The 25596-nt window shown below is 59.9% G+C and carries 19 protein-coding genes and 1 pseudogene; 8 read left to right on the top strand and 12 right to left on the bottom strand.

The genetic code is table 11. The features are described from left to right. Window positions 1-86 precede the first annotated feature (86 nt). Both JQ617_RS14785 and JQ617_RS14790 read right to left on the bottom strand, forming a co-directional pair. Window positions 87-1562, bottom strand: a complete 1476-nt coding sequence (locus JQ617_RS14785; protein WP_349630616.1) for an aldehyde dehydrogenase — start codon at window positions 1560-1562, stop codon at window positions 87-89. Between the two features lie 120 nt (window positions 1563-1682). Continuing rightward, window positions 1683-2087, bottom strand: coding sequence for a putative quinol monooxygenase (locus tag JQ617_RS14790; protein ID WP_212026952.1), 405 nt, complete (start codon window positions 2085-2087; stop codon window positions 1683-1685). Window positions 2088-2982: 895 nt separating this feature from the next. Here JQ617_RS14790 and JQ617_RS14795 point away from each other — a divergent pair. Continuing rightward, window positions 2983-5064 carry a methyl-accepting chemotaxis protein gene (locus JQ617_RS14795; RefSeq protein ID WP_212026953.1) on the top strand — a complete coding sequence of 694 codons (2082 nt, stop codon included), beginning with the start codon at window positions 2983-2985 and terminating at the stop codon, window positions 5062-5064. 89 nt (window positions 5065-5153) lie between these two features. Continuing rightward, a protein-coding gene (locus tag JQ617_RS14800; RefSeq protein WP_194476425.1) for an IS630 family transposase occupies window positions 5154-6093 on the top strand; the annotation gives its coding sequence in 2 pieces (ribosomal slippage) (window positions 5154-5489 and window positions 5491-6093; 939 coding nt in all). Between the two features lie 130 nt (window positions 6094-6223). Here the strand turns inward: JQ617_RS14800 and JQ617_RS14805 are convergent. From JQ617_RS14805 to leuC, 6 genes are all read right to left on the bottom strand, one after another. Further along, entirely contained in the window at window positions 6224-7894 is a 1671-nt protein-coding gene (locus JQ617_RS14805) for a tannase/feruloyl esterase family alpha/beta hydrolase (protein ID WP_212026954.1), read from the bottom strand. 194 nt (window positions 7895-8088) lie between these two features. Beyond that, a complete protein-coding gene (locus tag JQ617_RS14810) occupies window positions 8089-9351 on the bottom strand; it encodes a lipase family protein (RefSeq protein ID WP_212026955.1) in 1263 nt (420 codons plus the stop codon). A gap of 28 nt (window positions 9352-9379) precedes the next feature. After that, window positions 9380-10603, bottom strand: coding sequence for a mannonate dehydratase (locus tag JQ617_RS14815; protein WP_212026956.1), 1224 nt, complete (start codon window positions 10601-10603; stop codon window positions 9380-9382). 38 nt (window positions 10604-10641) lie between these two features. Then, the gene (locus JQ617_RS14820) at window positions 10642-11976 is read right to left on the bottom strand and encodes a 2-hydroxycarboxylate transporter family protein (protein WP_212026957.1); all 1335 of its coding nucleotides are present in this window, start codon (window positions 11974-11976) and stop codon (window positions 10642-10644) included. Between the two features lie 57 nt (window positions 11977-12033). Next, window positions 12034-12645: a 3-isopropylmalate dehydratase small subunit gene (leuD, locus tag JQ617_RS14825; protein WP_283842064.1), complete on the bottom strand. Its 612-nt coding sequence runs from the start codon at window positions 12643-12645 to the stop codon at window positions 12034-12036. After that, window positions 12642-14063, bottom strand: coding sequence for a 3-isopropylmalate dehydratase large subunit (leuC, locus tag JQ617_RS14830; RefSeq protein ID WP_212026958.1), 1422 nt, complete (start codon window positions 14061-14063; stop codon window positions 12642-12644). The genes leuD and leuC overlap by 4 nt, the downstream gene beginning before the upstream one ends. A 124-nt stretch (window positions 14064-14187) precedes the next feature. Between leuC and JQ617_RS14835 the strand changes: the two genes are divergently transcribed. The 3 genes from JQ617_RS14835 (at window position 14188) to JQ617_RS14845 (ending at window position 17365) form a co-directional block, all read left to right on the top strand. Beyond that, window positions 14188-15102, top strand: coding sequence for a LysR family transcriptional regulator (locus JQ617_RS14835; protein WP_212026959.1), 915 nt, complete (start codon window positions 14188-14190; stop codon window positions 15100-15102). 192 nt (window positions 15103-15294) lie between these two features. After that, window positions 15295-16320, top strand: coding sequence for an aldo/keto reductase (locus tag JQ617_RS14840; RefSeq protein WP_212026960.1), 1026 nt, complete (start codon window positions 15295-15297; stop codon window positions 16318-16320). Between the two features lie 250 nt (window positions 16321-16570). Continuing rightward, window positions 16571-17365: a GntR family transcriptional regulator gene (locus tag JQ617_RS14845; protein WP_212026961.1), complete on the top strand. Its 795-nt coding sequence runs from the start codon at window positions 16571-16573 to the stop codon at window positions 17363-17365. Window positions 17366-17477: 112 nt separating this feature from the next. Here the strand turns inward: JQ617_RS14845 and JQ617_RS14850 are convergent, their stop codons facing one another. Next, window positions 17478-17669 (bottom strand): hypothetical protein, encoded by a 192-nt coding sequence (locus tag JQ617_RS14850; RefSeq protein WP_212026962.1) that lies wholly within the window; start codon window positions 17667-17669, stop codon window positions 17478-17480. Window positions 17670-18001: 332 nt separating this feature from the next. Between JQ617_RS14850 and JQ617_RS14855 the strand changes: the two genes are divergently transcribed. Both JQ617_RS14855 and JQ617_RS14860 read left to right on the top strand, forming a co-directional pair. Further along, window positions 18002-19681, top strand: a complete 1680-nt coding sequence (locus tag JQ617_RS14855; RefSeq protein ID WP_212026963.1) for a thiamine pyrophosphate-binding protein — start codon at window positions 18002-18004, stop codon at window positions 19679-19681. 67 nt (window positions 19682-19748) lie between these two features. Beyond that, window positions 19749-20843 carry a TRAP transporter substrate-binding protein gene (locus JQ617_RS14860; RefSeq protein WP_212026964.1) on the top strand — a complete coding sequence of 365 codons (1095 nt, stop codon included), beginning with the start codon at window positions 19749-19751 and terminating at the stop codon, window positions 20841-20843. A 43-nt stretch (window positions 20844-20886) separates the two neighbouring features. Here the strand turns inward: JQ617_RS14860 and JQ617_RS39975 are convergent, their stop codons facing one another. Both JQ617_RS39975 and JQ617_RS14875 read right to left on the bottom strand, forming a co-directional pair. Then, a complete protein-coding gene (locus tag JQ617_RS39975) occupies window positions 20887-22050 on the bottom strand; it encodes an RraA family protein (RefSeq protein ID WP_249157115.1) in 1164 nt (387 codons plus the stop codon). After that, the gene (locus JQ617_RS14875; protein WP_249157172.1) at window positions 21987-22346 is read right to left on the bottom strand and encodes an enolase C-terminal domain-like protein; all 360 of its coding nucleotides are present in this window, start codon (window positions 22344-22346) and stop codon (window positions 21987-21989) included. Before JQ617_RS14875 ends, JQ617_RS39975 begins: the two co-directional genes overlap by 64 nt. Before the next feature lie 266 nt (window positions 22347-22612). Between JQ617_RS14875 and JQ617_RS14880 the strand changes: the two are divergent. Continuing rightward, window positions 22613-23152 (top strand): annotated as a pseudogene (locus JQ617_RS14880) (transposase domain-containing protein); the annotation flags it as partial. 109 nt (window positions 23153-23261) lie between these two features. Here the strand turns inward: JQ617_RS14880 and JQ617_RS14885 are convergent. Continuing rightward, window positions 23262-25097 carry a tannase/feruloyl esterase family alpha/beta hydrolase gene (locus JQ617_RS14885; protein WP_212026966.1) on the bottom strand — a complete coding sequence of 612 codons (1836 nt, stop codon included), beginning with the start codon at window positions 25095-25097 and terminating at the stop codon, window positions 23262-23264. Window positions 25098-25596 lie beyond the last annotated feature (499 nt).

The following is a 25596-nucleotide window of genomic DNA, read 5'->3' on the forward strand; positions in this document are numbered from 1 at the left end:
TGCCGTGCCGGCGCGCTTGCTGCGCGCCGTTCGTATTGCGAAGAGATGGCGTGCCGAATGTGACGTTCCGGCAGGCGCATCAGCCACTATCTCAGAACGAAGGGATAAGGTTCGTCGCCCGTGCTGATCCACACAGTCTTGGTCTGCAAATACTCGTTAATGGCTTCGATACCGTTCTCACGCCCAAGGCCGCTCCGCTTGTAGCCGCCGAAGGGGGCCATGTAGCTGACCATGCGATAGGTGTTGACCCACACCATGCCGGCCTTCAGCCGATCGGACATCGCATGAGCCCGCTTCATGCTGGTAGTCCAGACGCCAGCCGCCAAGCCGAAAAGAATGTCGTTGCCGATTTCGATGGCTTCCTCGTCGTCGCGGAACGGGATCACCGATAGAATTGGTCCGAAAACCTCTTCCTGGGCGATGCGCATATCGTTTCGGACATTCGTAAACACGGTCGGCTCGACGAACAGGCCCTTGCCGCATTCCGGACGGTAGGATCGGTCACCCCCGATCGCGAGCTGGGCACCATCCTTCTTGGCTATGTCGAGATACGATAGGACCTTGTCGAACTGCGGGATGTTCGCGACGGGACCGACTTGCGTCTCGGCGAGCATCGGGTCTCCCATCTTGATCGTGCGCGTCGCCTTAAGCAGTTTTTCGACGAACGCATCGTGCACCGACTCCTGAACAAGCATGCGCGACCCCGCAATGCAGGCTTGCCCTACGGCCGCGAAGATTCCCGCGATCGCCCCGTTGACGGCGTTGTCGAGATTGGCGTCGTCAAAGACGATATTGGGAGACTTGCCGCCGAGCTCCAGGCTGACCCGCTTTAGGCCCCGCGCCGCGCCCTCGTAGATCTTCTGGCCGGTCGCGTCCGATCCAGTAAACGCGACCTTTGCGACCCGCGGATGCTCGATCAGCGACGGCCCGACCTCGTTGCCGAAGCCCGTAACAACGTTGATTACGCCCGGCGGGAAGCCAGCCTCCTCGACCAGCGACATCATCTCGAGGAGGGACGCCGATGTGAACTCTGACGGCTTCAGTACCACGGTATTGCCCGCCGCGAGCGCCGGCGCGAGTTTCCAGGCCACCAGCATGAGGGGCGAATTCCAGGGGATGATCCCCACGACGACGCCGACCGGCTCATGCTTTGTGTAGGTGAACATGTTCGGCTTGTCGATCGGAAGCACCGCCCCCTCGATCTTGTCGGCTAGGCCGCCGAAATAGTAGTACCATTGCGGGATGTAGTTGAGCTGACCCCGCATTTCGCTGATCAGCTTTCCATTGTCCTTGACCTCGATTTCGGCCAGCCGCTGCGCGTTCGCGGCAATAAGGTCGCCGAGTTTGCGCATGAGCGCACCACGTTGCGTTGCGCTCAGTTTCGGCCACTCGCCGACATGCATTGCACGATGGGCCGCCTGCACGGCGCGTGCCGCGTCATCGGCGTTGCCACGCGGGATCAGGGCCCAAGGTTCGGCGGTATAGGGGTTGAGCGTCTCGAACCACGCGCCGGAGCTCGGGTCCTCCCATTTTCCACCGATATACATCTGATATTTCTTCACAAATTCCTCGCACATCGTTGATCTACGCCGCATCGCGGCCAAGGTACGCGATCCGAAGCGATGCCTTAGCCGCGGCCCGCGCCATTGCGTCCGCCCCCGAACTGCAAACGCGACTTGTGATCAGGGGGCGCGGCGTTCCGTGACCATGGTCCAGTTCTCGAATTGGAGAACGCCGCCGCTCGAATTTAGGAACTGAACGAAATTTTTCGTGTGCGCGGCGCTGACATGCTGATCGAACGCTGCCTGGTCCTTGAAGTTCTCGTAGACAAAGAATCGATTGGAGATCTTCGAGTTCTGATGAACGTCAAAATTGACGCATCCGGGTTCAGCCCGCACCTCCTGCGTGAACTTGGCAAACGTTGCCATGAACTCCTTCTCCTTACCGGGAGGCGCCGTCACGAAAGCGGCGATCGAGATTTGACCGGGATAGGAGCCGGCTACGAGTTCATCTGCACGGGCGGATTGGACGGTCAGCAATACCGACCCGACCAAAGCCAATCCGAATATCGACCGAAGGCACGTCATGTTTGAACCTCCCGTTAATTATTATCGTCGTACCATAATACACGAATTTTGTATTTCAAGAGCCCGCTCCATAAAATGAGCAACTAGGCGTCAGAGCTTACGTCGCTCTCAGAACAGACTCTGCAGCCGGCAAAGGCGCAAGAATGAATAAGCTAGCCGGCATCGCTCTGCTCAGCCCTACTTCGAGAAATGCTCGTCGGCCCTCGATCGCCGACCGACAAGGCTTCTGAAGTGAAATCCTTGTTGCTCGACGTCCTGCCGGATCGGATCACTAACTACTCGCGCCGCGCTTCTCCTCTTCCGCCAACGTCTTTGGAGGGCCGACGGCACAGCATCCCCACGAAGGACGACGAGGAGTTCGTTGTTCCCGCTTACATAAATGTCGTACATGCGAGGCCCGCCTAACACCGCGTGGTGCTGCAAACACCAGGCAAAAAGATGCCCTCAAAAGGGTCGCCGATCGTATGATCGGCGACCGAGTCTTGGGAGGAAACGCCCCTTCGGGCGAGACGGTAGCGAAGCCACCGCTAGATACCGTCAACGGATTGACGGAATTCGGAATCAGAGACCGGCTCAGGACGGAACCTTTGCAGTTTTTCGCTCGAACTACTGCGCTGTCTTTGCCGGCGCGTTGGCGAGCGGGGGTACCTTCGGTGCATCGCAGCGCTTTTGGTGATGAAGATTGATTGTGCGCTTGTCACGATCCAGTTCATACAAACGCCCTTGAGGGGTTCCAGGCTCTAAAATGCCGTCGGCGCTTCAGAAAATCCAATGCTCTCTCCTGATATTCTTATGCACGTTCAGCATAACCTTATTCGCCTGGCTTTCGAAGAATCGAACGTGTCGTTAACTCCGCTAACCTAACGTTGTGCATTTCCTGCGCCGGAGTTTTGAGATGAAAATCGGCTTGACTTTGACCAGTGCGATCACTTCGCTCTCGGTCGTCGGGAGCGGTCTTGCCGTCTATGTCGCCGCAACCAAGTACGAGACGATGGCGCGCATTTCCGAAGCGCAGGAACGGCTCGCCATAATTCGCGCCGTGAGTGACATTCCCCGCTATCTGAGCCCCGAGCGCGGCTTTGCGACAAATCTCCTCTTTGGGCCAGCGACAATCAATCCGTCACAACTGACCGAGCATGCGAGATTTCGCAGCAACACCGACAAGGCGCGGCAGAAAGTGAGCGCATTGCGGGCCGAATTACCAGGTTCGCTTGACGATGGAAGCGCCATTGCGGCCGGCGTTGACAACGTCGATGCAAAATTCATGGCTCTGCGTGATGCCATAGACAAGGCAATTGCAGGTCCCGTCGACGACCGAAGGCCCGCGGCGAAGAAGATCGTTTCCGACAATTCCGTTCTAAACCACGACATTACCGTGCTTCTCAACGAACAGGTCCGTCGTCTGGCAACTTTGAGCGGCGAGGCCTATCGGCAGGCGAGTTACGCGAATATCGCAATGACATTGCGGGAGGTTGGTGGGATCAATTCCTCCTTGCACAAAGGACTTGTCGGATCCGGACGGGTGGCAACCGATGCGGAGAAACTTGATGTGGCCCGCTCGCAAGCCCGGACCGATCAAATCATGGTGTGGCTGCAGGAGTTACGCGGAAATCCAACAACTCCTGCGAATGTCTCGGCAGCGCTCGATCAGATGAACCTGGCTTATCTGGAAAAATTTGGAGAAGAGCTCAGGTTCGCCAAGGAAGGCGCAACAAGCGGCAAATACGCGCACGATGTCGATACCTTCTTCGCAGAATCCCAGCGCGGACTGGGATCGATCATCGACGTCCGCGACGCCTTCTATGACAATGCGGAACAGGTCCTCAAAAGTGCGGCGTCGACAGCTCGCCTCAGTTTCTGGGTAGCTCTCGCCGGATTGGCAGGTATTGCTGCGGGAAGCATCTGGCTTGTAGCTATAGTTCGGCACCGCGTGTGTGGCCCCATCGTCAAGTTGACGGCGCGGATGTCCAGCCTTGCAGAGGGGGAGACCAGGAAGGAAATTCCATGCGTCGAACGCACAGACGAGATCGGCGCGATGGCGGCTGCCGTCGGTGTCTTCAAGGACAACATGATCAAGGCCAGCCAATTGGCGGTCGAAAAGGAGCGTGAAAACGAACTCAAAATGCGACGGGCCAATCTCCTGGATGACTTGACGCGTGGTTTTGAAGCCAAAGCATCGGAATTGCTGGGCGGGCTTGCATCGGCGTCGGCGCAAATGAAAGAGGCAGCCCAATCGATGACGTCAATCGCGTCTACGACCGGTGAACAAACAGCGCTTGTCGCGAGCGCGAGCCAGCATACCTCGGGCAACGTACAGACGGTTGCGGCCGCCACGGAAGAATTGAGCTCCTCGATATCCGAAATAAGCCGTCAAGTTGCCCAGTCGACCGAGATTGCCTCACGCGCGGTCGAGAATGCGCGCCGCACGGGTATCACGGCCATGACATTGGCCGATGGGGCCAAGAGGATTGGCGACGTTGTCACGCTCATTCAGAATATCGCGGCGCAGACCAACCTGCTGGCCCTGAACGCCACAATCGAGGCCGCCCGCGCCGGTGAAGCCGGGCGCGGCTTTGCAGTGGTTGCCGCAGAGGTCAAATCTCTTGCGAGCCAGACGGCCAAGGCCACCGTGGAAATTTCAGAGCAAATCCTGGCCATCCAGACCGCCAGTGACGGTACGGTGGCGGAGATCCGCGGCGTTGCGGACGTCATTGCCGAAATCGATCAGATCGGCGCGGCCATAGCGGCCGCGATCGAGGAGCAGGGCTCGGCGACAAGGGAGATTTCCCGCAGCATCCAGCAGGCAGCCAGCGGAACGCAGGAAGTCAATTTCAATATCGCAGGCGTTCAACAGGGAGCGGATAAGACGAGCGCAGCCGCAACTCAGGTTCTGAGCGCCGTCGATCAATTGTCAACGCAATCCGGCAATTTAAGTGAGCAACTCGGCCGCTTCCTGTCCGAGGTTCGGGCAGCCTAAAGCGGGATGGGTTTAATCTGAATCGATTTGGGATTCCCAAATCAGCTTGTTTCTGATTCACCATGCTGGCTGGACGGAGGCCAGCATGGATGGGCAAGCCGTATTCTCTGGATCTTCGCAAGCGCGTGGTGGCGGCAATCGAGGGCGGGATGTCCCGCAATCGAGCCGCCAAGCAGTTTGGGGTGGCGATCAGCACGGCCATCGGCTGGATGAAGCGGGTCGATAAGACCGGCAGCGTCGAGCCTGGCCAGATCGGTGGCTACAAGCCGAAGGCCATTTCGGGCGAGCACGCGATCTGGCTGTCGCAGCGGATCAAGGACGGCGATTTCACCATACGGGGTCTCGTCGCCGAGCTTGGCGGACGCGGCCTGAAGGTCGACTACCACTCGGTGTGGGACTTCGTGCATGCCGAGAAGCTCAGCTTCAAAAAAAAGCGTGGCGGCTGGCGAACGCGATCGACCGGAGGTCGCACGGCGGCGAGCCCAGTGGGCAAAGTATCAAGGTCGCGTCGAAGCTGAGCGGCTCGTCTTCATCGACGAGACCTGGACCAGGACCGATATGGCCCCCCTGCGGGGCTGGGCGCCGCGCGGGCACAGACTTCACGCCAAGGTTCCCCACGGCCGCTGGAAGACCATGACTTTCCTGGCGGCCCTGCGCCATGACCGGATTGATGCGCCATGGTTCATCGAGGGGCCGATCGACGGCGTGAGCTTTCGCACCTATGTCGAGAAGGTTCTTCTGCCCGTTCTGCGACCCGGCGATATCGTCATCCTGGATAACCTCGGCAGCCACAGGAGCAAAGCAGTTCGCCAGCTCATCCGTTCGGTCGGCGCCAAGCTCTTCTTCCTGCCAAAATACTCGCCCGACCTGAACCCGATCGAACAGGTCTTCGCCAAGCTCAAGCACCTCGTCCGCAAAGCTGCCGCGCGAACCGTCGACACCGTCTGCGCCGCAATCGGCCACGCACTCGATGCCTTCACATCCGAGGAATGCGCCAACTACCTGAAAAACTCAGGCTATCGAACTTAATGCCATCATGCTTTAGCAGGGTGAGAGAGTTGGGCTGCCGGATGTGGCCCCGAAGTACCGACCACGATCTGGAGGACGGCATGAGCCCGCTCCGGATCGTTTAACAACATGGGGCGCGCGCCGCCCTTCCCTATCGGCACTCAAAATTTGCCGCGTCTTCGACATCGCCGCTGCTTTTATAGGTTGCGACCTTTGGGAACGGACACAGCGGACGTGTCCGGCCAACCCAGGGGACATCAGGGGTCTTGCGCGCCTTGGCGAGGATCAGGTCGGGAGCGGTGCCCTTCTCGACCCAGTTGTCCAACGCCGTGACTGCATCGAACTCGTCGGTGGCCGGCCCGCCCACACAATGGTTCATGCCGGGGACGAGGAAGACCCGGCTGAAATTGTCCGTGTCGGTTCCGTAGCGCGCCTGCAACGCCTCCTGGTATCGGATTGTATCGAGGGACGAGAAGATCGGATCCGCCGTGCCGTGCAGGAAAATGATCTTGCCGCCCTTCGCCTTGAAGTCATCGAGATCGGTCGAGGTTGCGGCCTCAAACTCCATGCCTGCCTCGAACCCGTCCTTGCCTTTGAAGACCTTCGGTGGATCGCGATCGAAATCGAATTTCATGCTCCAGTCGAGCAGGTCGGTCGGCTTTTCGGGCGGAGCCATGAAATCATAGGCGACGCTTCCGGGAATGAGCGTGACGTTGCGGGCGTTGGGCGGGCTGGCTTTCGGCGTTCCGATCGACCAGGCGGTCCAGCCATTCGCCGCGACACCTGGATCGTACGGCCACGCGGAATAGATGATCTCGCCCTTCCCGTTCTTGATACCTCCAAAAACGCGCTTGACGACGTCGACCTTATCTTGCGGGAAACAGGCCTCGCTCTGACCGTCCTTGCAAGCGAGCACTGATGGGTCGAACTTGCAGGCAGCCATGTTCTGGACCATGCCATCCTTGACGCCGTCCGCGGCGTCGCAAGCCTGGAGGATACCGTCCGCAAGCAGCTTAAGGTCACTCTTGGTCAGCGCGCTGCCGAGATCGGGTTTGCCGTCCTCGCCCTTCGGCGCGATCGACATAAATGCCTGTGTCCGGCCGATCGCATCGATCGCAGCCAGCGGCACGCGATAGGCGGGTGCCGCTGCGATGACGCCATCAAACATGTCAGGGTAACGCTGCGTCGCCACCATCGACTGTCTTCCGCCGTTGGAGCAGCCGACAAAGTACGAACGGGCGGGCGCCCTTCCCTGAACCCTGGCGATCAGCGCCTTGGCGGCGATGGCGACCGGTGGAATGGAGCTATAGCCCTTGTCGGCGCGCGCTTGTGGATCAAGGCCGAACAGATAGGCACCGATGGGTCCGGGCTCCTCAAGGTGCCCTGCATCGGTCGATGCGGATGCATAACCGGCTGACAAGCCGTTCGGCTGCGGTGTGCCAGAACCGATGACACCTAATGCGAGTCGCAGCACACCGTCGACTCCCCCGCCTCCCTGGAAGATAAACTTCCCGTTCCAGTTGGTTGGGATACGTACCTCATACCCGATTGCATAGGGTTTGCCGTCAATCCCAGTTCGCTCGTTGATCTTGCCGCGGACGAGGCAATGATCTGGCGCCGGCGTCGTTGCGCCTGCAGGTGCCGGGGGAAGAAGCGTGACAGGCCCCGCCTCCACAAACCTCGCTTCGGTGACGTGCCCTGCCGCAGGTTCGCTCGCGGCAAGCCCCTCACAAGCTGCCTTGAAATCCCGCGCATGAATAGACGATGAGGCGGCAACCATTACAGCCAAGCCGAATACGACGCCCGTTTGATGCTTGACCATCGCTCGCTTCCCTCTGCACGATTCATCGCCAAGGTATGATAACGGTCGCTCGCAATTTTGGGGGTATAACGCCGTCACGATACCCGCATCTTTGCGGCTGGACGTGTTGCGACGCAACAGCCTCTGCAAAACAGATCATTCTGCAGAGGCCGGGATTTGAATATCGCACTTCAGCGATCGCGGATCATGTCTACTCAGTCATTAAAGGGTATGTCCGGCGCGGCCGCGGTCGGAGCGGCTGGCTCGGCAATGCTGGCACAATTATTACTCTGAGGTTTGCGGCTCTGGAGCGCATCGCGGAAGAACGCCAGCGCATCCGGGAATGAGGCATTCACGCCGCCATTGTGAGTGATGCCGGGATAAGTCTTCCAAACAACATCATTGCCAGCGGCGCACAGGGCAGACACGGCTGCGTACTGTCGGAGGGGCGCCAGCGTATGATCGGCGAGCCCTGTACCAAGCAGAAGGGGGACCGGAAGGCGCGCGGGCTTCATGTCGGTCGGCGGGACAATGCTTGCCTCAACCTTCTCGATCGGCTCGACATAGGCATTGTCGCCGGTGACGTCTTGCTTCTGCGCGATCGTGCGCATCTCCCCGGTGCAGCTCTCACGCGCTGCTTGAAGCACGAGTTTGCCCTTGTCCGTTACAAGCTTGTCGACTGGGGCAGCTTCATCGGGAAGCGAGCCGCCCAGCAACATCAGGGTGAGATAGATCGGCGATCCGACCTTGAAAGGCGCGGCAGGCTTGTAGGGGCCCATCGGAAAGGTCGAAACCAGCCCGGTGGCCACGGTGGCAAGCAGGGGCACGTCGGGTGCATAGCTCGAAGCGACCGTCGTTGCCCCAAGAGCGGCGCCGGATCCCTGCGACTGACCGGTAATGAAGACCTTGGATGCCAGTTTATCCGCATGCGCCGCCAGCGCCGCGCGAATAGCGTCAAGCACCGAGTGCCCTTCGGCTTCCCAGATCAGATAAGGATGCGGCCCTGGTCCACCCAAGCCTTGATAGTCCGTTGCCACCACGGCGAAGCCGCTCTCAAGCCATCTGTTGATGTACGTGGCATCTCGCGGCTTGTGCCCTGTCCAGGAAGGCGCGCAACTGTCGGCGACCCCCAGAGTGCCATGCGCCCAGGCGACCAGGGGCCAGCCGCCGGTCGGCGGCTCACCCGTCGGCAAATAGAGCGATCCGCTAACCGGGACGATTCCAGCGTGCCAGCGAACGTCCGTCGAGCTGTAAAGAATGCGGTGCGCGAGAGCGGCCTTTGTGACCTCCGCCTGCGCAGGCATCTGCTCCTCGCGAAGCATCACACCAGGTCGCGACGGTAGTGGCTGTTCCCAGCGATAGAAAGGCGACAGATTCTGATCGCCCCATTGCGAGCCGGTTGGCAAGGGAGAACTCGCGGCTTGCACCTGAGAGGCGCCTAGCAAAGCAACAATGACGAGCGAAAGAGTCGCCTTCATATCGGTACCTTTTAATACTGGCGTTCAACTAACGAGCGGCCGTTCGAACGGCCTCCTCGTGGGCGGCCCGAAGGAGCCCAAGAATGTAACCGTTCGCAAACGCGAAGCCCATGACATAGGACGGATCGTCCGGGTTGCGCGGGCTATGGTCGGCAAGCAACGACCCCTCCCAGCCGGTGTCGCGAAGCAAACGAATTATGTTGAGCAGATTGATGTCACCCTCGTCGTGGTAGACCTCCACGAAATCATTTTGGCTTCCGCGGACATTGCGGAAGTGGATTTGGTGAACTTTCTTTCGCTGCAGTAACCCGTACAGCAAGGCCAGTTGATCCTCACCGCCGGGCATCGATTCCCTCGAGACACCCGTGTCATACTGAAATCCGTTGTTGGGGGACTCATAGAGCTTTTCGTACTTGAGCAGCGCAGCTGCATAATCGCCGGCATCGAAGCTGTCGACGCCAAGATAGCCCAGCGGCAGCCCGCCCGGATCGTACGGGTGGCACGCCAAATTCACGCCGTTCTCAATTGCAGCTGGCACCACTCGCGACGCCCACGTGTGGAGACGCTCCCAATAATCATCGGAAGTCACACGCCCGGCAGGCGTCAGAGGGAGATCGCGCCAATTGTCCTCGAGCTTGAACGCGTCATACTCCGAGCCGCCCCGGCCGGGGACCTTTCGATTGCGGCGAATGGGCGTGAGATTCCAGTGATAGCTAATGATCTTGATGCCGGCACGCCCCGCCGTCCGGACGTTCTCACAGATAAGATCGAGATAGCGATCGCGTTCTGCCCCGGGCGCCATGGCGATATACGCCGAATCCATCCGGATGCTTTCCCAGACAAGATCGTTCTGATTCAGCGTATCCCGGATGCGCATCATACCTTCAAGGCTCCAGGGCGTGGTGGGCTGCAACCGAGCCCCTCCCATCCCTGTACCGAGCGCCTTCGCGCGTGCCGTCGCAGCTTCGTTTGGCACTTCGTTACCGAACACGTCGGGCGCCACACGCCGGTTCTCCAGCGAGACGTCGAGATAGCGGATACCCCATCGCTGATGCCACCGCATGTTCTGCGGTGATATCATCGGCCCGCTGTCGAAGTTGCGCTGCCCTCCCAGCCGGATCTTCTCGTTTACACGAACCGGCAATTGCGGGATCGTCCCGGTGTTCTTATCCGCCTCCGCAATCGCCGGCCCGGCGACCGCAGCACCAGCGGCTCCGGCCAAAAGGCCCTTCGTGAAGTCTCGCCTGTCCATCCGTTACTCCTCAATCACCTGATACGGTGAATTGTTCATCAGGTGAGCGACTTCATCAAGAGCGTCGCGATGACGATCATGATGGCTCCGCCGACGCGGGTGGCTATCTGGGCGAACGCCATCAGGCCCATACGATCTGCAGCACCAAGAATGGCGACATCACCGGTGCCGCCAAGACCCGAATGGCAGGCCGTTACGATCGCCGCTTCGACCGGATACATATTCAACCATTTCCCGACAAAGAACCCTGACGCGATCATTGCCAATACTGTCGCTGTGCAGATCGCGATATAGCCAGGATTGAAGGAGGCAACCAGTTGGTCCCATTTCACCAGCAATGCACCCATCGCGACCAGAATCGCAAACGTCAGATTCGTCGACATGAACTTGTTGATCTGATAGGCGCCGAGCTCCATTTCAGCCGGCAGGATCTTGGTGAGCTTCAGCGCCACCGCGGCGATGATCATCATGATCGGGCCTGGGATTCCCGTGAACGGCGCGAGCGTCATACCGAGAACGAAGAGGACGCAAGACAGCACGATTCCCGCACCGAGCAACCCGAGGTCAATGGGCTGGTCTGGTCGTGCCTCGCCGAGAATGTCGTCGTCGCCGGTCTTGACGAGCATACCCCGACCGTTGAGCTCCCGGCGCTTTTCACCAAGACGTGCGAGAAGACCGGCGCAGACGATCGCAACGACATTGCCGAGCAAAGCCGCCGGCACCATGAGCGCGACGAGATCGCCTTGGGGCTTCTGCAAGATCTCGGAATAGGCGATCGAGAGCGGCAGCACGCCCTCGGCAAGGCCACCACCCACGATCGGAATGATAATGAAGAAGAACGTGTCCTTCGGGCTGTGTCCGAACAGCAAACCGACGGCAATCCCTGCGGATACTGCCGCGATCGTTCCAATCAGGAGCGGAACGAACATGCGGATGAACCCCTGAACGAGCACACGGTAGGGCATGCCGAGGATCGAGCCAGCAACAAGGCAAGCAATGAAGAAATACTGGAAGTTGGCCGTACGGAACGTGGTGCTGATCGCCTTCAAGGCGTCGTCCGGCATGAGCTTGTAGCTCACCAATGCCGCAGGAACGAACAGACAGAGGATCGCGGTCCCACCGATCTGCTTGAGAACGGGAATGGTCTGACCTAGCTTTCCGAGAAGGAAGCCGAGCAGCATCAAAACCGAGAGTCCGCCAATGACGTCATTGGGAAGCTTCCCAGTATAAACCGCGGCGGAACACACAAGCGCCGCAACGATGTAAATGCCAATTGGCAGGGGGCCAATCTTGAGATCAAGGACTCTTGCCGTTGCAGCGCTCTCTGGCGCATCAGCCTGACGAAATGTTGCATCCACCACGTTTGCCTCCATAGTTGTATCGTTTCTTCGTGGCACGGCCGTCCGCCGTCCACGTCTTGATTATTCAGTTCAGAACATCCATGGGTTGACGGCCCGATGCCGTCCTTCGAACTCCCGGATATCGTCCGCATAGGCGAGCGTTGAGCCGATGAGATCGCGACCGGTCAGGAAGGCTTCCTTCTTGGACGACTCAATCTCGAACGGGATGGAACGGGTACCTCGATCGAAGGAGATCGTCTGATCTTGGAGATCCACGGCGAGGTCGTTGCGGGTTGGGTCGGCCACGACGGTCGCCAGTTCGCCGAGAGTCTTGTGATCCAGCGAAATCGTCAACAGACCATTGTTGGCGCAATTGTCGTTGAAGATTCCGGCGAAGCTCGTGCCAATGAGTGCTCGAATTCCGAGTTGCTGAAGTCCCCAGACGGCGTGTTCGCGGCTCGACCCGCATCCGAAATTCGGTCCGACGACGAGAAAGTGCGCGTCCCGATATCCATCCTGGTTCAGAACGAAATCCGGATTGGGTTTGCCCGCGTTGAAACGCAAAAGGTTAAAGGCGCCCTCCCGGAGCCCGCTACGATCGACGCCCTTGAGGAACGTTTTCGGCATGATGACGTCAGTGTCGACGTTTGGCGCCATCATGGGCGCCGCCACTCCCGTCACGCGATCGAACGGTTTCATCATTGTGGTCTTTCCAGCAAACTACGAACATCGGTGATGTGTCCGGTGACAGCCGCAGCAGCGACCATCGCCGGACTCATCAGGTGCGTACGGGCACCCGCCCCCTGGCGACCTTCGAAATTGCGATTGGTGGAGGACGCACAACGCTCGCCCGGCTTCAGAACGTCGTCGTTCATCGCAAGACACATGGAACAACCCGACTGACGCCACTCGACCCCGGCATCGGCAAACACCTTTGCGATGCCTTCCGCCTCAGCCTGTACTCTGACCTGAGTGGAGCCCGGCACAACAATCGCTCGAACCCCGGTCGCGACACGCCTTCCTCGAAAGACCTGGGCTGCGTCGCGCAAATCCTCGATTCGCGAATTCGTGCAGGAGCCGATGAAAGCGAAGTCGATAGGCACCGATTGGATCGGAACGCCGGGCTTAAGACCCATGTAGTTCAACGCCCGAATAGCCGCCGCCCTGCGATCAGACGTGGGGCTTTGCGCCGGATCGGGCACGCTGTCAGTCACCGCAATGGCCTGATCGGGGCTAGTGCCCCAGGTCACAAGGGGTGCCACCTCCGACACATCAAGCGTGACGTCGCGGTCAAACCGGGCATCGACATCCGATGCCAGCGTGAGCCAACTGTTGGCTGCCCGCTCCCACATGTCGCCCTTGGGAGACCGCGGTCGTCCCTTGAGATAATCGAGCACCTTCTGATCCGGCGCGATAACGACGCCGCGCGCGCCGGCCTCGACGATCATGATCGACATCACGATACGGCTCTCAACGCTCATATTTGCGACGACCGGTCCGCTAAACTCGACGGCATAGCCGGTTGCCCCGTCGGCCCCGATCCGTCGAATGACCTCCATGACCACGTCCTTGGAGGTAACACCGAGCGGCAGGCTTCCGGTCAGATCTATCCGCATTGTCTTGAGCCGGCGATACCGAACCGTCGAGGTAGCAAGATAGTGCTCGATGTCGGAGGTTCCGATGCCATAGCCCAAGGCTCCGAATGCGCCATAGGCGGTGGTATGGCTGTCGCCAGCCGCGATCACCATTCCCGGCATGACCAGTCCCTGTTCCGGTGCGACGACATGCTCGATGCCCTGGCGGGGATCGAGGATGTCGAAGTACTCGATGCCGAAATCGCGTGCATTTTCCGCGAAGTAGTCGACCTGTCGCGCCGCTCCGGCGTCAGGCATGGTGCGCGTCCGTTGCGCGGCGGTGGGATTGACATGATCAACCACCATCAACGCCGCTTTCGGGTTCCAGACCTTCCGCCCGGCCGCGCGCAGTCCGGCAAACGCCTGCGGACTGGTATATTCGTTCAGCACAGTACGGTCGACGTAAAGCAGCACAAGACCCGAATCATCGAGATTCCGGACGACGTGCGCATCGACCAGCTTGTCGTACAAGGTACGGCCGACCATCTGGCATGTCCCTCCCATCGATTGAGCTTCCTTTACGGAAAGTGCCGCCCGGGGCACTGGAAATCCAATGTCGTGTTCTGATATCGTTATGCACATCATGCATAAACGTTTGCGAGGACCTGCCATGGAAATCAACTGGCTGTACGATTTCATCGCAGTGGCGACGACACGGAGCTTCTCCAGAGCGGCAGAAGACCGGAATTGCTCGCAACCTGCGCTGAGCCGTAGAATCCAGGCTCTTGAAGTTTGGGCGGGCGCGTCGCTGCTGGATCGCACAACCCATTCCGTCAATCTGACGCCCGCAGGTGAGGTTTTTCGTCAGATTGCCGAAGACGTCCTCCGCCGGCTGGCGGCGGGCCGCCTCGAAGCGCAGGAACGGGCACGCGGAGCATCCGACGTGCTGAAGTTTGCCTCCACTAACGCATTGTCGCTAACCTTTTTTCCAGACTGGTTGCGCGGGATCGAAACCGAGCTTTCATTCGTGCCGAACGTTCAGCTCGTCGCCAATCACATGGAAGGCTGCGAGCGGATACTGCTGGCGGGCGATGCGCACTTTCTGCTCTGTCATTATCATCCGGCGGCAACGACAGCGCTGACACCGTCGCATTTTCGTTCATTGCGTGTCGGCGATGATCGATTGATTCCGGCGTCGGTGCCGATATCGCGCCGGAACCGCAAACCGCGCTTCAGGCTTCCGGGCAAGGAAAGCGCGCCGGTCGAATTCCTCAGTTTCCGCTCCGAATCCGGCATGGGACGGATTCTTGAAGGGGTACGCACGGCGTCGCCATTGCATGCGCATTTGCGCACGACATTCACCTCTCACCTCGCAAAGCTGCTGGTAACGATGGTTCAGGCCGGTCGCGGCATGGCGTGGCTGCCCGAAAGCCTGATAGCCGATCAACTCGCGTCGGGCGAGATCGTCGCGGCCGGCGGACAGGAATGGTATGTCTCCATCGAGATTCACGTTTTCCGGCCGAAGCTTCGCTTGCCGCAAGCAGCGGAAGCATTCTGGCACCATATCGAGAAGGGCGATCGTTGAACGAGCGTGGCCTCACGTCATTTTTTGCGCGCTTCCAAGTAACGTCGCGCCCTACTCGCAAGTCGGCGTGCGACGCCGCCTAGTCCGCCCCGTTTAGTTTGCCCGCTTTGCGATGCCGAAGCTCTCGGGTAACCTTCCAGGAGCGGTGACCTGCGCGCCGAAGCGCCAGGACAGATCACGGAGAGTAATCACATGGAATACAGACGCTTGGGCTCGTCCGGCCTCATCGTGCCGGCTCTCAGTCTCGGGACCGGCACCTTTGGTGGCGTTGGTCGCCTCGCTGCCTGGGGCAGCACCAACGCCAACGAAGCGCGCCGGCTTTTGGATATCTGCCTCGATGCTGGCGTATCCATGTTCGACAGCGCAGATGTCTATTCGCTCGGCGAGTCCGAACGCGTACTCGGACAGGCCATCAAGGGTCGCCGGGATAAGCTGCTAATCTCGACCAAGGCAACGTTCCGCTTCGGTGATGGCCCTAATGATATCGGCTCATCTCGGCAACATTTGCTCACCGCCATCGATGGCGCATTGAGGCGGCTCGAGACGGACTATATTGATCTCTTCCAACTTCACGGGTTCGATGCACTGACCCCTCTCGAAGAAGTGCTTGCGACCCTCGATATGCTGGTGCGGGCAGGAAAGATCCGCTACGTCGGCGTCTCGAACTTTTCGGGTTGGCACCTGATGAAATCGCTTGTCGTCGCCGACAAGTTTGGGTTTCCGCGCTATGTGGCCAATCAGACCTACTATTCATTGATCGGCCGCGACTACGAATGGGAACTGATGCCGCTTGGCCTCGACCAGGGAGTCGGTGCTGTCGTTTGGTCACCGCTCGGTTGGGGACGCCTTACGGGCAAGATTCGACGCAACCAACCGCCGCCGGAAGTCAGCCGTCTGCCAAAGACAGCGGACTTTGGACCGCCTGTCTCGGACGAGCACGTCTATCGTGTCGTGGAAGCCATAGACGAAATCGCCAGCGAAACCGGCAAGAGTGTGTCGCAGATCGCCCTGAATTGGCTGTTGCAGCGGCCGACCGTGTCGACCCTGGTCATAGGCGCACGTAACGAAGTGCAATTGCGCGAAAACCTCGGCGCGGTAGGCTGGTCCTTGACCCAGGACCAAATTGACAGGCTCGACGCGGCCAGCAAAGTGACCCTGCCTTATCCCTACTGGCACCAACGGGCGACCTTCACCGATCGGAATCCGCCGCCGGTATAGCGGGCTTGATCCGGTGTCTGGCTGAATTATTCAGCTATTGACGAAGGGGTGGCCAGGGCCCGATGCCTGCGATCGACTGGAATATGATGTAATACGGTATTAGAGTTTAGATTCGTTGACCCGCTCCGTCTTGCGGCTCGTTTTGCGGGACATCATGCCTGCCCGCATCGACGCCGAAGTCGTCAGACAAGGGAAAAGCGACCTAACATAATGTGGACCAACGAATTGAACTTGCACAAGGAATTGCGGCTTGAAGAGCGTTAAGGTTCAGCGGGTGCCCGTAACGGCGGCGCCGCTTCGTCAACAGGTTGCAAACAACCTGCGGACTGCAATTATCGATGGCCGGTTTCAGCCGGGTGAACGGCTGAAGGAAAGCGAGCTATGCTCTTGGACGGGCGTCAGCAGGACAGCAGTCCGCGAAGCGTTGCGACAGCTTGAGGCCGAGGGCATCGTCGACAACATCCCAAATCAAGGTCCCGTGGTGACGCGCGTATCGCCGGACGAGGCACGGCAGCACTATGAAGTCAGGAGCATGTTGGAAGGCCTGACCGCAAGGATCGCCGCGGAAAGGATCTCGGAGCCTCAGATCAAGGAATTGCACGGGCTCAAGCGAAATCTGGATCGGGCTTTCAAGTCGGGCCGCGTCGCTGAGGTACTCGAGTGCAAGAACCATCTGGACGAATTCCTGATGAGCGTTTCGGCGAACAGCGTGGTTAAGGGATTCGTGACCGTCATCCGCGCACGTTTGAGCTACCTTCGTCCGATCGTCTTGTCACAACCGGAGCGTCTCAAGGAAAATGCGGTCGAGGTCCGCGCGATCATCGACGCGATCATTGCTCGGAAGCCACAGGCAGCGTGGCAGGCCGCTGTGAACCACGTCAACATGGGTGCGAAGGCGACACTCAAGGTGCTTGACCAGCTCGAAGCCGCGGCGGCTCGGCAGGCAGCGCTGGAAGCCGAAGCAGCACTTCGGGCGAAACGTCCCCGAGGGCGGCCCAGGCGCGACGCGGTGCCTGGCAATCCGGCAGGACGAATGACTGCATGAGACCCAATGCCGTCAACTGATCGGCTCTCCTTTTCTCTGAGCCTGAGGTGACGGCAACGAGAACCAGTCGTGGACGGATCGACGCGACACCCCACGGGTCGCTCTTTTAGGTTCAATAGAAGATTGCGGTAGGAGCGCTCAGCGCGACTAAGGCACCAAATGGTGCCAGGTGCAAAAGATCTTGCTTGCGTACAACGGTCAAGATCGCGACCGCAACAATTGTCGGCCCGAGCATCAGCCCAACGATGCGCGTCGCAGGCAGTGCAATCAGAACGACGCTCACGATCTCCAGCGCGCCCGTCACGATGCTCCACCAAAGGCGGGTATGGGGGCCGGAGGCAATGTGCGAGCTCGGGGCTAATACCATCTCGGTTGATGGCTGCTTGGCGCAGCATTCGACGCGATTTCGAGGTCCAAGCCACGCGGTGTTCGCCGCGCATCTGATCTATCGGCCAGATGCCAACCTCGCTGGACTTTCAACCCACATCACTTCTTGACTTGAAGGCGTACCACACGTGCCTGAAGACGCGCGCGGGTCTTACGGGTGGACGGTTTGACAAATTCTCTCATCTCATAATACCGTATTAGCTAATTATTAGTATGCGGCCATTGGGCTGGCGTATGGGAGGGGACGGAATGACGAAAAACGTGGCCGTGGATATTGCGATCGCGCTCAAGAATGCGGGCGTCGAGGATTTTTTCCTCCTCACTGGCGGCGATCAACCCCTGTGGATTGCGCTTCGCGACGCCGGAATACGCATGGTGGTCGCACGCAGCGAACCCAGCGCGGTCTACATGGCGGACGGCTACGCGCGCGCGAGCGGCCGCGTCGCCCCGGCCTATGGACAGGCCGGTCCCGGCGCCGCCAATGTCGCCGCTGCGCTCGCCGATGCCTTCTGGGCCCAGTCGCCGGTGTTCGCGCTGACGGGTGCAACTGCGACGCAAGCCGTGCACATGAACGAATACCAGGACCTCGACCAGCACGTCATCTTTCAGCCGGTCACGAAATGGAACGGTGCCGTCGCAGCCCCCGACATGACCGGAAGTCTCGTGTCGCAGGCGCTTCACATCGCGGCGACGCCGACATGCGGCCCCACCCATCTCGACGTGCCGAAGAATTTCTTCGCGCTGCCGGGCGCTTCGCAAACCACGCCCCCAGCGGGACGTCCTCCTGCGAATATGACCAACAAGGCAAGGCCCCTCGACACTGAGCTCGCCTCGGCACTGGACCTACTCAAGACCGCAGAGCGTCCTGTGCTGTTTGTCGGCGAAGGCGTGAGGCTAGCAGGCGCGTGGACCGAGCTTGCGCTGCTGTCTGAGCTCGCAGGCATTCCGATCGTGGCCACGGCTGGCGGCAAGCCGGCTGTCCTCACCTCGCACCCGAACTTCTGCGGCATCGTGGGCCGCTATTCCTCGGTGAGCGCCAACAAGGTCGTGGCAGAAGCGGATTGTGTGCTGGCACTTGGGACCCGATTGGGCGGTCTTGCGACCAACGGCTATACGCTGCCGAGCCGCCGCTCGACCGTGATCCAGATCGACCACGATCCTGCGTCTCTGATCAACACATACGCGCCCCGTCTCGGAATTCGTGCGGACATCAAGGTCTTCCTTGCTGACCTGCTCGATCTTGCCAAGCAGCAGAATCTCAGGGCCGCACCCGACTGGCTCGATCGCTGCCGCGGCGATGCCGCCAGATGGACCGCACATCACCGCGAGCAGCTGGCCGCTGCGTCCGGCAACGCCGCCCTCTCCCCGTTGACCGTGCTCGACGAGCTCTCCCGCTATGCCAGCGAGATCACCCTCGTCGCGGATACCGGATACATGGCGGCATGGACGGGCGTGCTGTTTCCGACACTGCGCTACGATGCATTCTTCCGCGCAGTCGGCTCGCTCGGCTGGGCCCTTCCCGCCTCGCTCGGCGTCCAGATCGCGCGAAAGGAGAAGGTTGTTTGCGTCACCGGCGACGGTGGGGCCGGCTATCACCTGGCTGATATCGAGACCGCGGTCCGGTACAAGCTGCCGGTCGTGATTATCGTCATGAACAACAGCGCTCTCGCCTTCGAGTACCACGAGCAGAAGTACCGCTGGAACGGCAACGTCGTCGCGGAAGCAAACGATTTCGGCCGGGTCGACTTCGCTGCGGCCGGCATCGCCCTCGGCGCAAGAGGTGCACGAGTCTCCAATCGAGAAGAGTTCGCAACCGCCATGGCGCTCGCCATGAAAGCATCCGATCCGTTCGTGATCGACGTCATCATTGACAAGGAAGCCTTTCCGCCCGTCACCAATTTCGACGCCGTGATGGAGCGGAAGCTCTAGATTCGCCCGCGGACGCCTCGCGCGGCCGCCGGCCCCCTCTACGATACAACAATCTTAACAAACCGGGATGGAAACCATGAAGACTCGTCGAGCCATAGTCGGCGGCGCAGCGGTTGGTCTGTTGCCGCTGGCCGCCCCCACTGTTGTCCGCGCGCAGAAAGCCACGATCCGCTGGCGCCTCGCGTCCAGCTATCCCAAAAACCTCGATACCATCCACGGGATCGCCGTTCGCCTTGCCAAGCACGTCTCGGAGATGACGGATGGCGGCTTCCAGATCCAGGTGTTCGGCCCCGGCGAGGTCGTGCCCGGCCTGCAGGTTCTCGATGCCGTGCAAAGCGAGACGGTCGAGATAGGGCATACCGCCTCTATCTATTACAGCGGCAAGAACAAGGCGTTCGCGATCGACACCGGACTTCCCTTCGGGATGACGCCGCGCCAGCATCTGTCCTGGATGTATCGCGGCGGCGGGCTCGAACTGTTCAGGGAGTTCTTCAAGTCCTACGGGATCGTGAACTTTCCCGGTGGCAGCACCGGCGTGCAGATGGGAGGCTGGTTTCGCCGCGAGGTCAACACGCTCAATGACCTGCAGGGCCTCAAGATGCGAATCCCGGGAATCTCCGGCGACGTCGTCGCGCGGCTCGGGGTCGTTCCGCAGAACATCGCCGGCGGCGACACCTATCCTGCATTGGAGAGAGGCACGATCGACGCCGTCGAATGGGTCGGCCCCTACGACGACGAGAAGCTCGGCTTCAACAAGGTCGCTAGATACTATTATTACCCTGGCTGGTGGGACTGCACAGGACAGCTGGCGTTCTATGTCGGCGCGAAGGCATGGTCATCGCTGCCGTCACACTACCAGCGTGCGTTTGAAGTAGCTGCCGCGGAATCCTCGTGGGACATGCTGTCGCACTACGACGCGAGCAACATGGCTCCGTTGCGCCGGCTGATCGCAAACGGAACCGAGCTCAGGCCATTCTCCCGCGAGATCATGGAAGGCGGATATCGCGCCGCATTCTCGCTCTACGCCGAAGAGGCGGAAAAGAACCCGGAATTCCGCAAGATCTACAGCGAATGGCTCAAGTTTCGCGAGGACATCGTGACCTGGTTCAGGGTCGCAGAGGCGAGTTTCGAAGCGAATCTCTACAGTCTGTATAAGACCTGAGAGGGACGCTCCAAGGAACTGCGATCGGTAGCAAGATCTCGCCCTATTTGTTGCCGAGGTGATACCCGCGACCGCGATAGTCGAACGCCACGAGCTCGCAGATCCAGGCCGAGGGATCGGCGGGCGCGGCGTAATAGGCGCTGATCTCCTTGATCAGCCCGCTCGCCGCGTCGAACACGTACCATTCGTCGCCGCGAAGCGCGGTGTTCCGCTTGCGCTTCCAATGGGTCCATTCAATTACCGCTTCCGGGGCCATCGACGAGCACAGTATTTTTTCGAAGGTCCATTGCGAGTCGAGATTTTCGACGCGCCAGATCCATTTGCGCGCGATGGTCTCGGCACCGCGCCGCGGAATGTCCGGCAGGCCGGGCGGGAAGTGGTGCACCGCATCCGCCGAAAAGCAGGACATCAGGGCATCATAATCGGCTGCGTTGCACGCATCGAAAAAGCGGGGGATCGTCGCCTCCATGGCCGAGGGCGATGTTTCGCTCATCTTACCCTCCCGCCCGGATGGTCGTCGCCCTTGCCGGATCGGCACCGGCGCTCTTCCTGGCTTCGAAATCAGCGCGCACAGCGAGCGTCGGCGGATGATGTCAGCCATCTCAGCCGCCAGATGCCGCGGCACCACCGTGACGCCATCGCCATCGCCGACGATGATGTCGCCGGGATAGACGGCGACATCGGCGCAGGCGATCGGAATGTTCAGATCCGCGACGCGATGATAGGACAGCCGGGTCGATGCCGTGACCTGCCGCGCATAGGCGGGGAAATCGAGCCGTGCCAGTTCCTCGCCGTCACGAAATGCGCCGTCGCTGACGATGGCGGCCGCACCGCGCACCTTCATGCGCGTCGGCAGCATGGCGCCCGCGGACGCCGCGCGCGGATCGTTGCGGCTGTCGATCACCAAGACATGGCCGGGCGGAATGTGCTCGACCGCTTCCAATTGCAGAGTGTCGGCATTCGGATGCGGCGTGAGCGTCTCGATGGTATCGAGGTCATCACGCGCCGGGATCATGCGCATGGTGAAGGCCTCACCGGCGAAGCGGACCGCGTCCTTGTTCATCGGCACGAGCCCAACCAGAAAACACTGGCGCAGGCCTTTCGCGAGCAGCTCCGCCGTGAGCGCTTCCGAGGAGACCTCCTTCAGCCGGCGTATGACCGAGGGATCGAGCGGGTGCAGCTTCGTCTTTGACTCGTATATGGCCATTCTCCCTCAAGGGCGCTTTCCGACCTCATGGAGGTCGCGAACCCAGGCGCGCGCATGTTCCGACAGGCTGAAGCCGAGGCCGGTTGGTTCGGCACGATCATGCAACCGTTCACCACTTCGCGCTTCTCGTTGAACATCGCCTCCGACCATTCGAAATGCTCGACCCAGTGTTCCCGCACATAGGCTGCCGTCAGGTGCAGATGGATCTCCATGCAGTAATGCGGCGCGAGCTGGAGCTTCTTGTGGTCGGCAAGCGCGAGAATCTGGAGGAACGGCGTGATACCGCCGGCGTGCAGCGCGTCCGGGCGCGGTGTCGGCGACGACCGTCCCGCCGAGCGAGCCGAAGCCCTTGCCGAAGAAGGCCGCGCTCATCAACACCGTGATTAGGACTGTGGAGTCCGTGTAGTTGCAGCCGATGATGAACACCGTCATGACGAGGCCAATCGCGATCGGGGTTTTCCGGGATCGATTGGCGCAATCCTTAAGAAACCCATCGTCCGACGCGGGTCGGATAACCGCTTTTACGATTTGAATCTGCTGCTTGATCTGATTCAACGGCTGCATGATATCGAAGCCGGACGATCTTCCATCGGACCTTGTGAGTGCCCTGGCGGCGCTGCAGGCCGCGCGTGAGGCGCGGGTTGCGAGCTGAGGCGCTGGTCGCACATCTCGAGCTGCGGATCGAGAAGCTCACACGCGAACTGTACGGGCAGCGCTCCGAGCGCAGTTGGAACCGGAGCTCGAAGACCTCGTCGCCGCCGCGAGCGAGGATGAGCTCGCGGCGCAGGCCGTAGCGGCGAAGACGCAGAACATCCGCCCCTTCACGCGCAAGCGGCCGGTGCGCAAGCCCTGGCCGGACGACATCGAACGCGAGCGCATCGTTATTGACGCTCCGACGAGCTGCGCCGAATCGCGGCTGACGAAGATCGGGGAGGATGTGACCAGGACGCTGGAGGAGATCCCGCGTCGCTTCAAGGTCATCGAGACGGTACGCGAGAAGTTCGCCTGCCGTGATTGCGAGAAGATCAGCCAGCCGCCGGCGCCGTTCCACGCCGCGCCGCGCGGCTTTATCGGCCCGCAATTGCTGACGACGATCCTGTTCCGACAAGTTCCTTCAGATCTTCACGAAGTCATGTGAGCGGCTGGGCTCTCCTTGCCAAGGACCAAAAATAGGGCCGCGCGGACGCGCGGCCCTATTCCAACTCAAAAAGCTACGGTGTCTCGTGATACTGCAACGCGGTGTGATCGTAGGCGGCCAAATCCGCTGGCTCGGCGCTGCGCGTTACGCACGAGTAGCTGCTGGCGCTGGTGGCGGGACCACCGTTGTAGTGGGTCTCATTCGGATAGGCACAGACAAGAGTCGTGTTTCCCGTGCCGTTCGACTTTGTGTTGGCTATCATTGACTCTGGAGCTTTCCCGTCCTCCACCCAGTGGATCAGCGCGTTGAACAGATCCGTCGAGTTGATGAGCCCGGAATTGGCGAAACCGTCGTTTCCGCGGCAGTGGCCGTTGCCGGGATAGTAGAACGAACGATAGAAGTTCTTCGTTTGCGCCAAGCCGTACCTTTCGAACAGGCGGGTGTCGTAGTTCCACGAATTGAACGGCAAGATGAGTGGGTCGGCTAATCCGCGGTAGTGAAGCAGTTTGACACCGCCCGTCATCAGCTCGTGGAGGTTGGTGACGTCAGTCGCTGCGGCGACGACCGTGGCCTTCGGGCCACCCGGCGCCGTCGTATCAGCAAACTTTATCTCCTGGTCCTGGAAGTATTGCGCGAAGTTTTGCATGGTTACCTGCGTGAAGTCCGCGTTCGGATCCTGCAGGAACCACTGCTGAACGTAAGCCCACACTTTGTTGGTACTCAACTTGTCGAGTTCGGTGGAAAATGACGTTCCCCGTGTCGGTCCAGCCCAGAGACGTTGGCCTCTTTGATTTCGAGGACCATCCCAGATCAAGTTGATGGCCATGGCTTGAGCCGTAGTCATCGGAGTAGTCATGGGAGACAGCTTCTGACCGACCAGGGTAGTTGCATCAAAAGTACAACGGCGAGGTTCATTGATGACGCCGTCGGTTACACCATCCGCAGCGTCGCACGCTGCAACCGCTGCATTGTTAGCAGCCGTGGACGCGTTCAAGAACGTTTGGCTGACGCCAGCTGCACAGCTTGCGGCCGTGCCCGCCGCACAATCGGTTGGGTCGACATCCTTGACGACGGTAAGTCCCCAGGCTTCTCCCATCTGGAAGCGATTCCAATTGAACGCCGGGGCCCCCGCAAGAATGCCGTCGAAATATGTTGGATGGAATTGCGCCATTTGGAAGCCTTGACGGCCTCCAGTTGAGCAGCCGTTCCAATACGTTCGGGTTGGCTTCGTCCCATAGTAGGCTTGGGCCAGTTGTTGAACCCAAACCGTCTGTTGAACCAAGCTGCGGTCCATGAAGTCATCGATTTGGGTTACGTTCAGAGTCTTGTTGGGAGCGAGCGCAAAGCCCGCACCTTGCGCTCCGCAGTCAGGCTGACCATTGGCCTGTCCCGTGACCGGGTTCGTGGCATTGCACCAGTTTTTGCTATGTCCATTGTCGGTAGATGAGGCAGCAAACCCCGTGTTGGTTGCCGCCGTGACCCCGGGTACGCTGCCCGAAAAACCACCGTTGCCGATCGCCTGAATCTTTCCGTTCCAATTACCCTGCTTGCAGGAATTATTCGCAACCGTCGTATCATTGCAACCAATTCCCGATCCGCCGTCGGTCTGGTTCAAAGGCAAACCAACTTGAATGGTGATGGCAGGCGCAATCTGGAACACAACTTGGCAATAGGACAAATTGCCCTGCGCCGCAGCGATGACCTTTGCGGTCACCGGAGTGGCAGAGCTGATCGTAATCGAGCTCGACGGGCTTATCGGATTCGGATTCAGCGCCTCACCAGCTTGCTGGGTCACGTAAGCAGCGAGAGACGTGCAGCTCATCGGGGTGACTGCAGCGGCAGGCGTCAGCTGCATTGGCAAGAGCGCGACAGACGAAAGAAGAGCAGTACGAAAAGGACTGATTATCATCGACAGATTCCCTCTTCAGCTTGGGTAGCTTCCAACCTTGTTCAGTTTTGAGAGGGTCTGTTGAGCTTGAGATAAGCTGGGCTCAATACGCCGAGTCCCCCCTTGGAGAGGCTTCATTGATTGTGGCCCCTTCCATACCGGCTGGTATGTAGCCTAGTTTAGCGTCGACGGGACTTCAATACTTGCGAGCATGTTAAAACTGCATAAGAAAATCGACGCCGCGCATCGCCAATATTTGCAAAGCCGTTCCGCAAAGCCTGGCATTCCTCCCGCGAGAATTCCGCCGAGCACATTTCCATCGCGCCTATCTATCGCTAGCCGATCGACCGGCGGATCGGCGGATCGACGCTGAAGTCCCGTTCGAGGAAACGAAGCGTCTGCAATAACTATCCCGCGGAAGAGGCGAATACTTCTGGATCGCCAAAAGCAAGTGCGTGCGACGGTGGCGCCGCACGACTGGACTTGCGATGCACGAGAACAATAGGACACAGTTCGAGGG

This window comes from Bradyrhizobium sp. KB893862 SZCCT0404 (assembly GCF_018130885.1).
GTDB lineage: Bacteria > Pseudomonadota > Alphaproteobacteria > Rhizobiales > Xanthobacteraceae > Bradyrhizobium > Bradyrhizobium stylosanthis.

Coding starts and splice junctions, on each gene's coding strand:
- JQ617_RS14815 (WP_212026956.1), bottom strand. CDS start 10,603: ATGGACAGGCGAGACTTCACGAAGGGCCTTTTGGCCGGAGCCGCTGGT.
- leuC (WP_212026958.1), bottom strand. CDS start 14,063: ATGGTCGGCCGTACCTTGTACGACAAGCTGGTCGATGCGCACGTCGTC.
- leuD (WP_283842064.1), bottom strand. CDS start 12,645: ATGATGAAACCGTTCGATCGCGTGACGGGAGTGGCGGCGCCCATGATG.
- JQ617_RS14795 (WP_212026953.1), top strand. CDS start 2,983: ATGAAAATCGGCTTGACTTTGACCAGTGCGATCACTTCGCTCTCGGTC.
- JQ617_RS14820 (WP_212026957.1), bottom strand. CDS start 11,976: ATGGAGGCAAACGTGGTGGATGCAACATTTCGTCAGGCTGATGCGCCA.
- JQ617_RS14835 (WP_212026959.1), top strand. CDS start 14,188: ATGGAAATCAACTGGCTGTACGATTTCATCGCAGTGGCGACGACACGG.
- JQ617_RS14810 (WP_212026955.1), bottom strand. CDS start 9,351: ATGAAGGCGACTCTTTCGCTCGTCATTGTTGCTTTGCTAGGCGCCTCT.
- JQ617_RS14885 (WP_212026966.1), bottom strand. CDS start 25,097: ATGATAATCAGTCCTTTTCGTACTGCTCTTCTTTCGTCTGTCGCGCTC.
- JQ617_RS14790 (WP_212026952.1), bottom strand. CDS start 2,087: ATGACGTGCCTTCGGTCGATATTCGGATTGGCTTTGGTCGGGTCGGTA.
- JQ617_RS14805 (WP_212026954.1), bottom strand. CDS start 7,894: ATGGTCAAGCATCAAACGGGCGTCGTATTCGGCTTGGCTGTAATGGTT.
- JQ617_RS14860 (WP_212026964.1), top strand. CDS start 19,749: ATGGAAACCATGAAGACTCGTCGAGCCATAGTCGGCGGCGCAGCGGTT.
- JQ617_RS39975 (WP_249157115.1), bottom strand. CDS start 22,050: ATGGCCATATACGAGTCAAAGACGAAGCTGCACCCGCTCGATCCCTCG.
- JQ617_RS14840 (WP_212026960.1), top strand. CDS start 15,295: ATGGAATACAGACGCTTGGGCTCGTCCGGCCTCATCGTGCCGGCTCTC.
- JQ617_RS14855 (WP_212026963.1), top strand. CDS start 18,002: ATGACGAAAAACGTGGCCGTGGATATTGCGATCGCGCTCAAGAATGCG.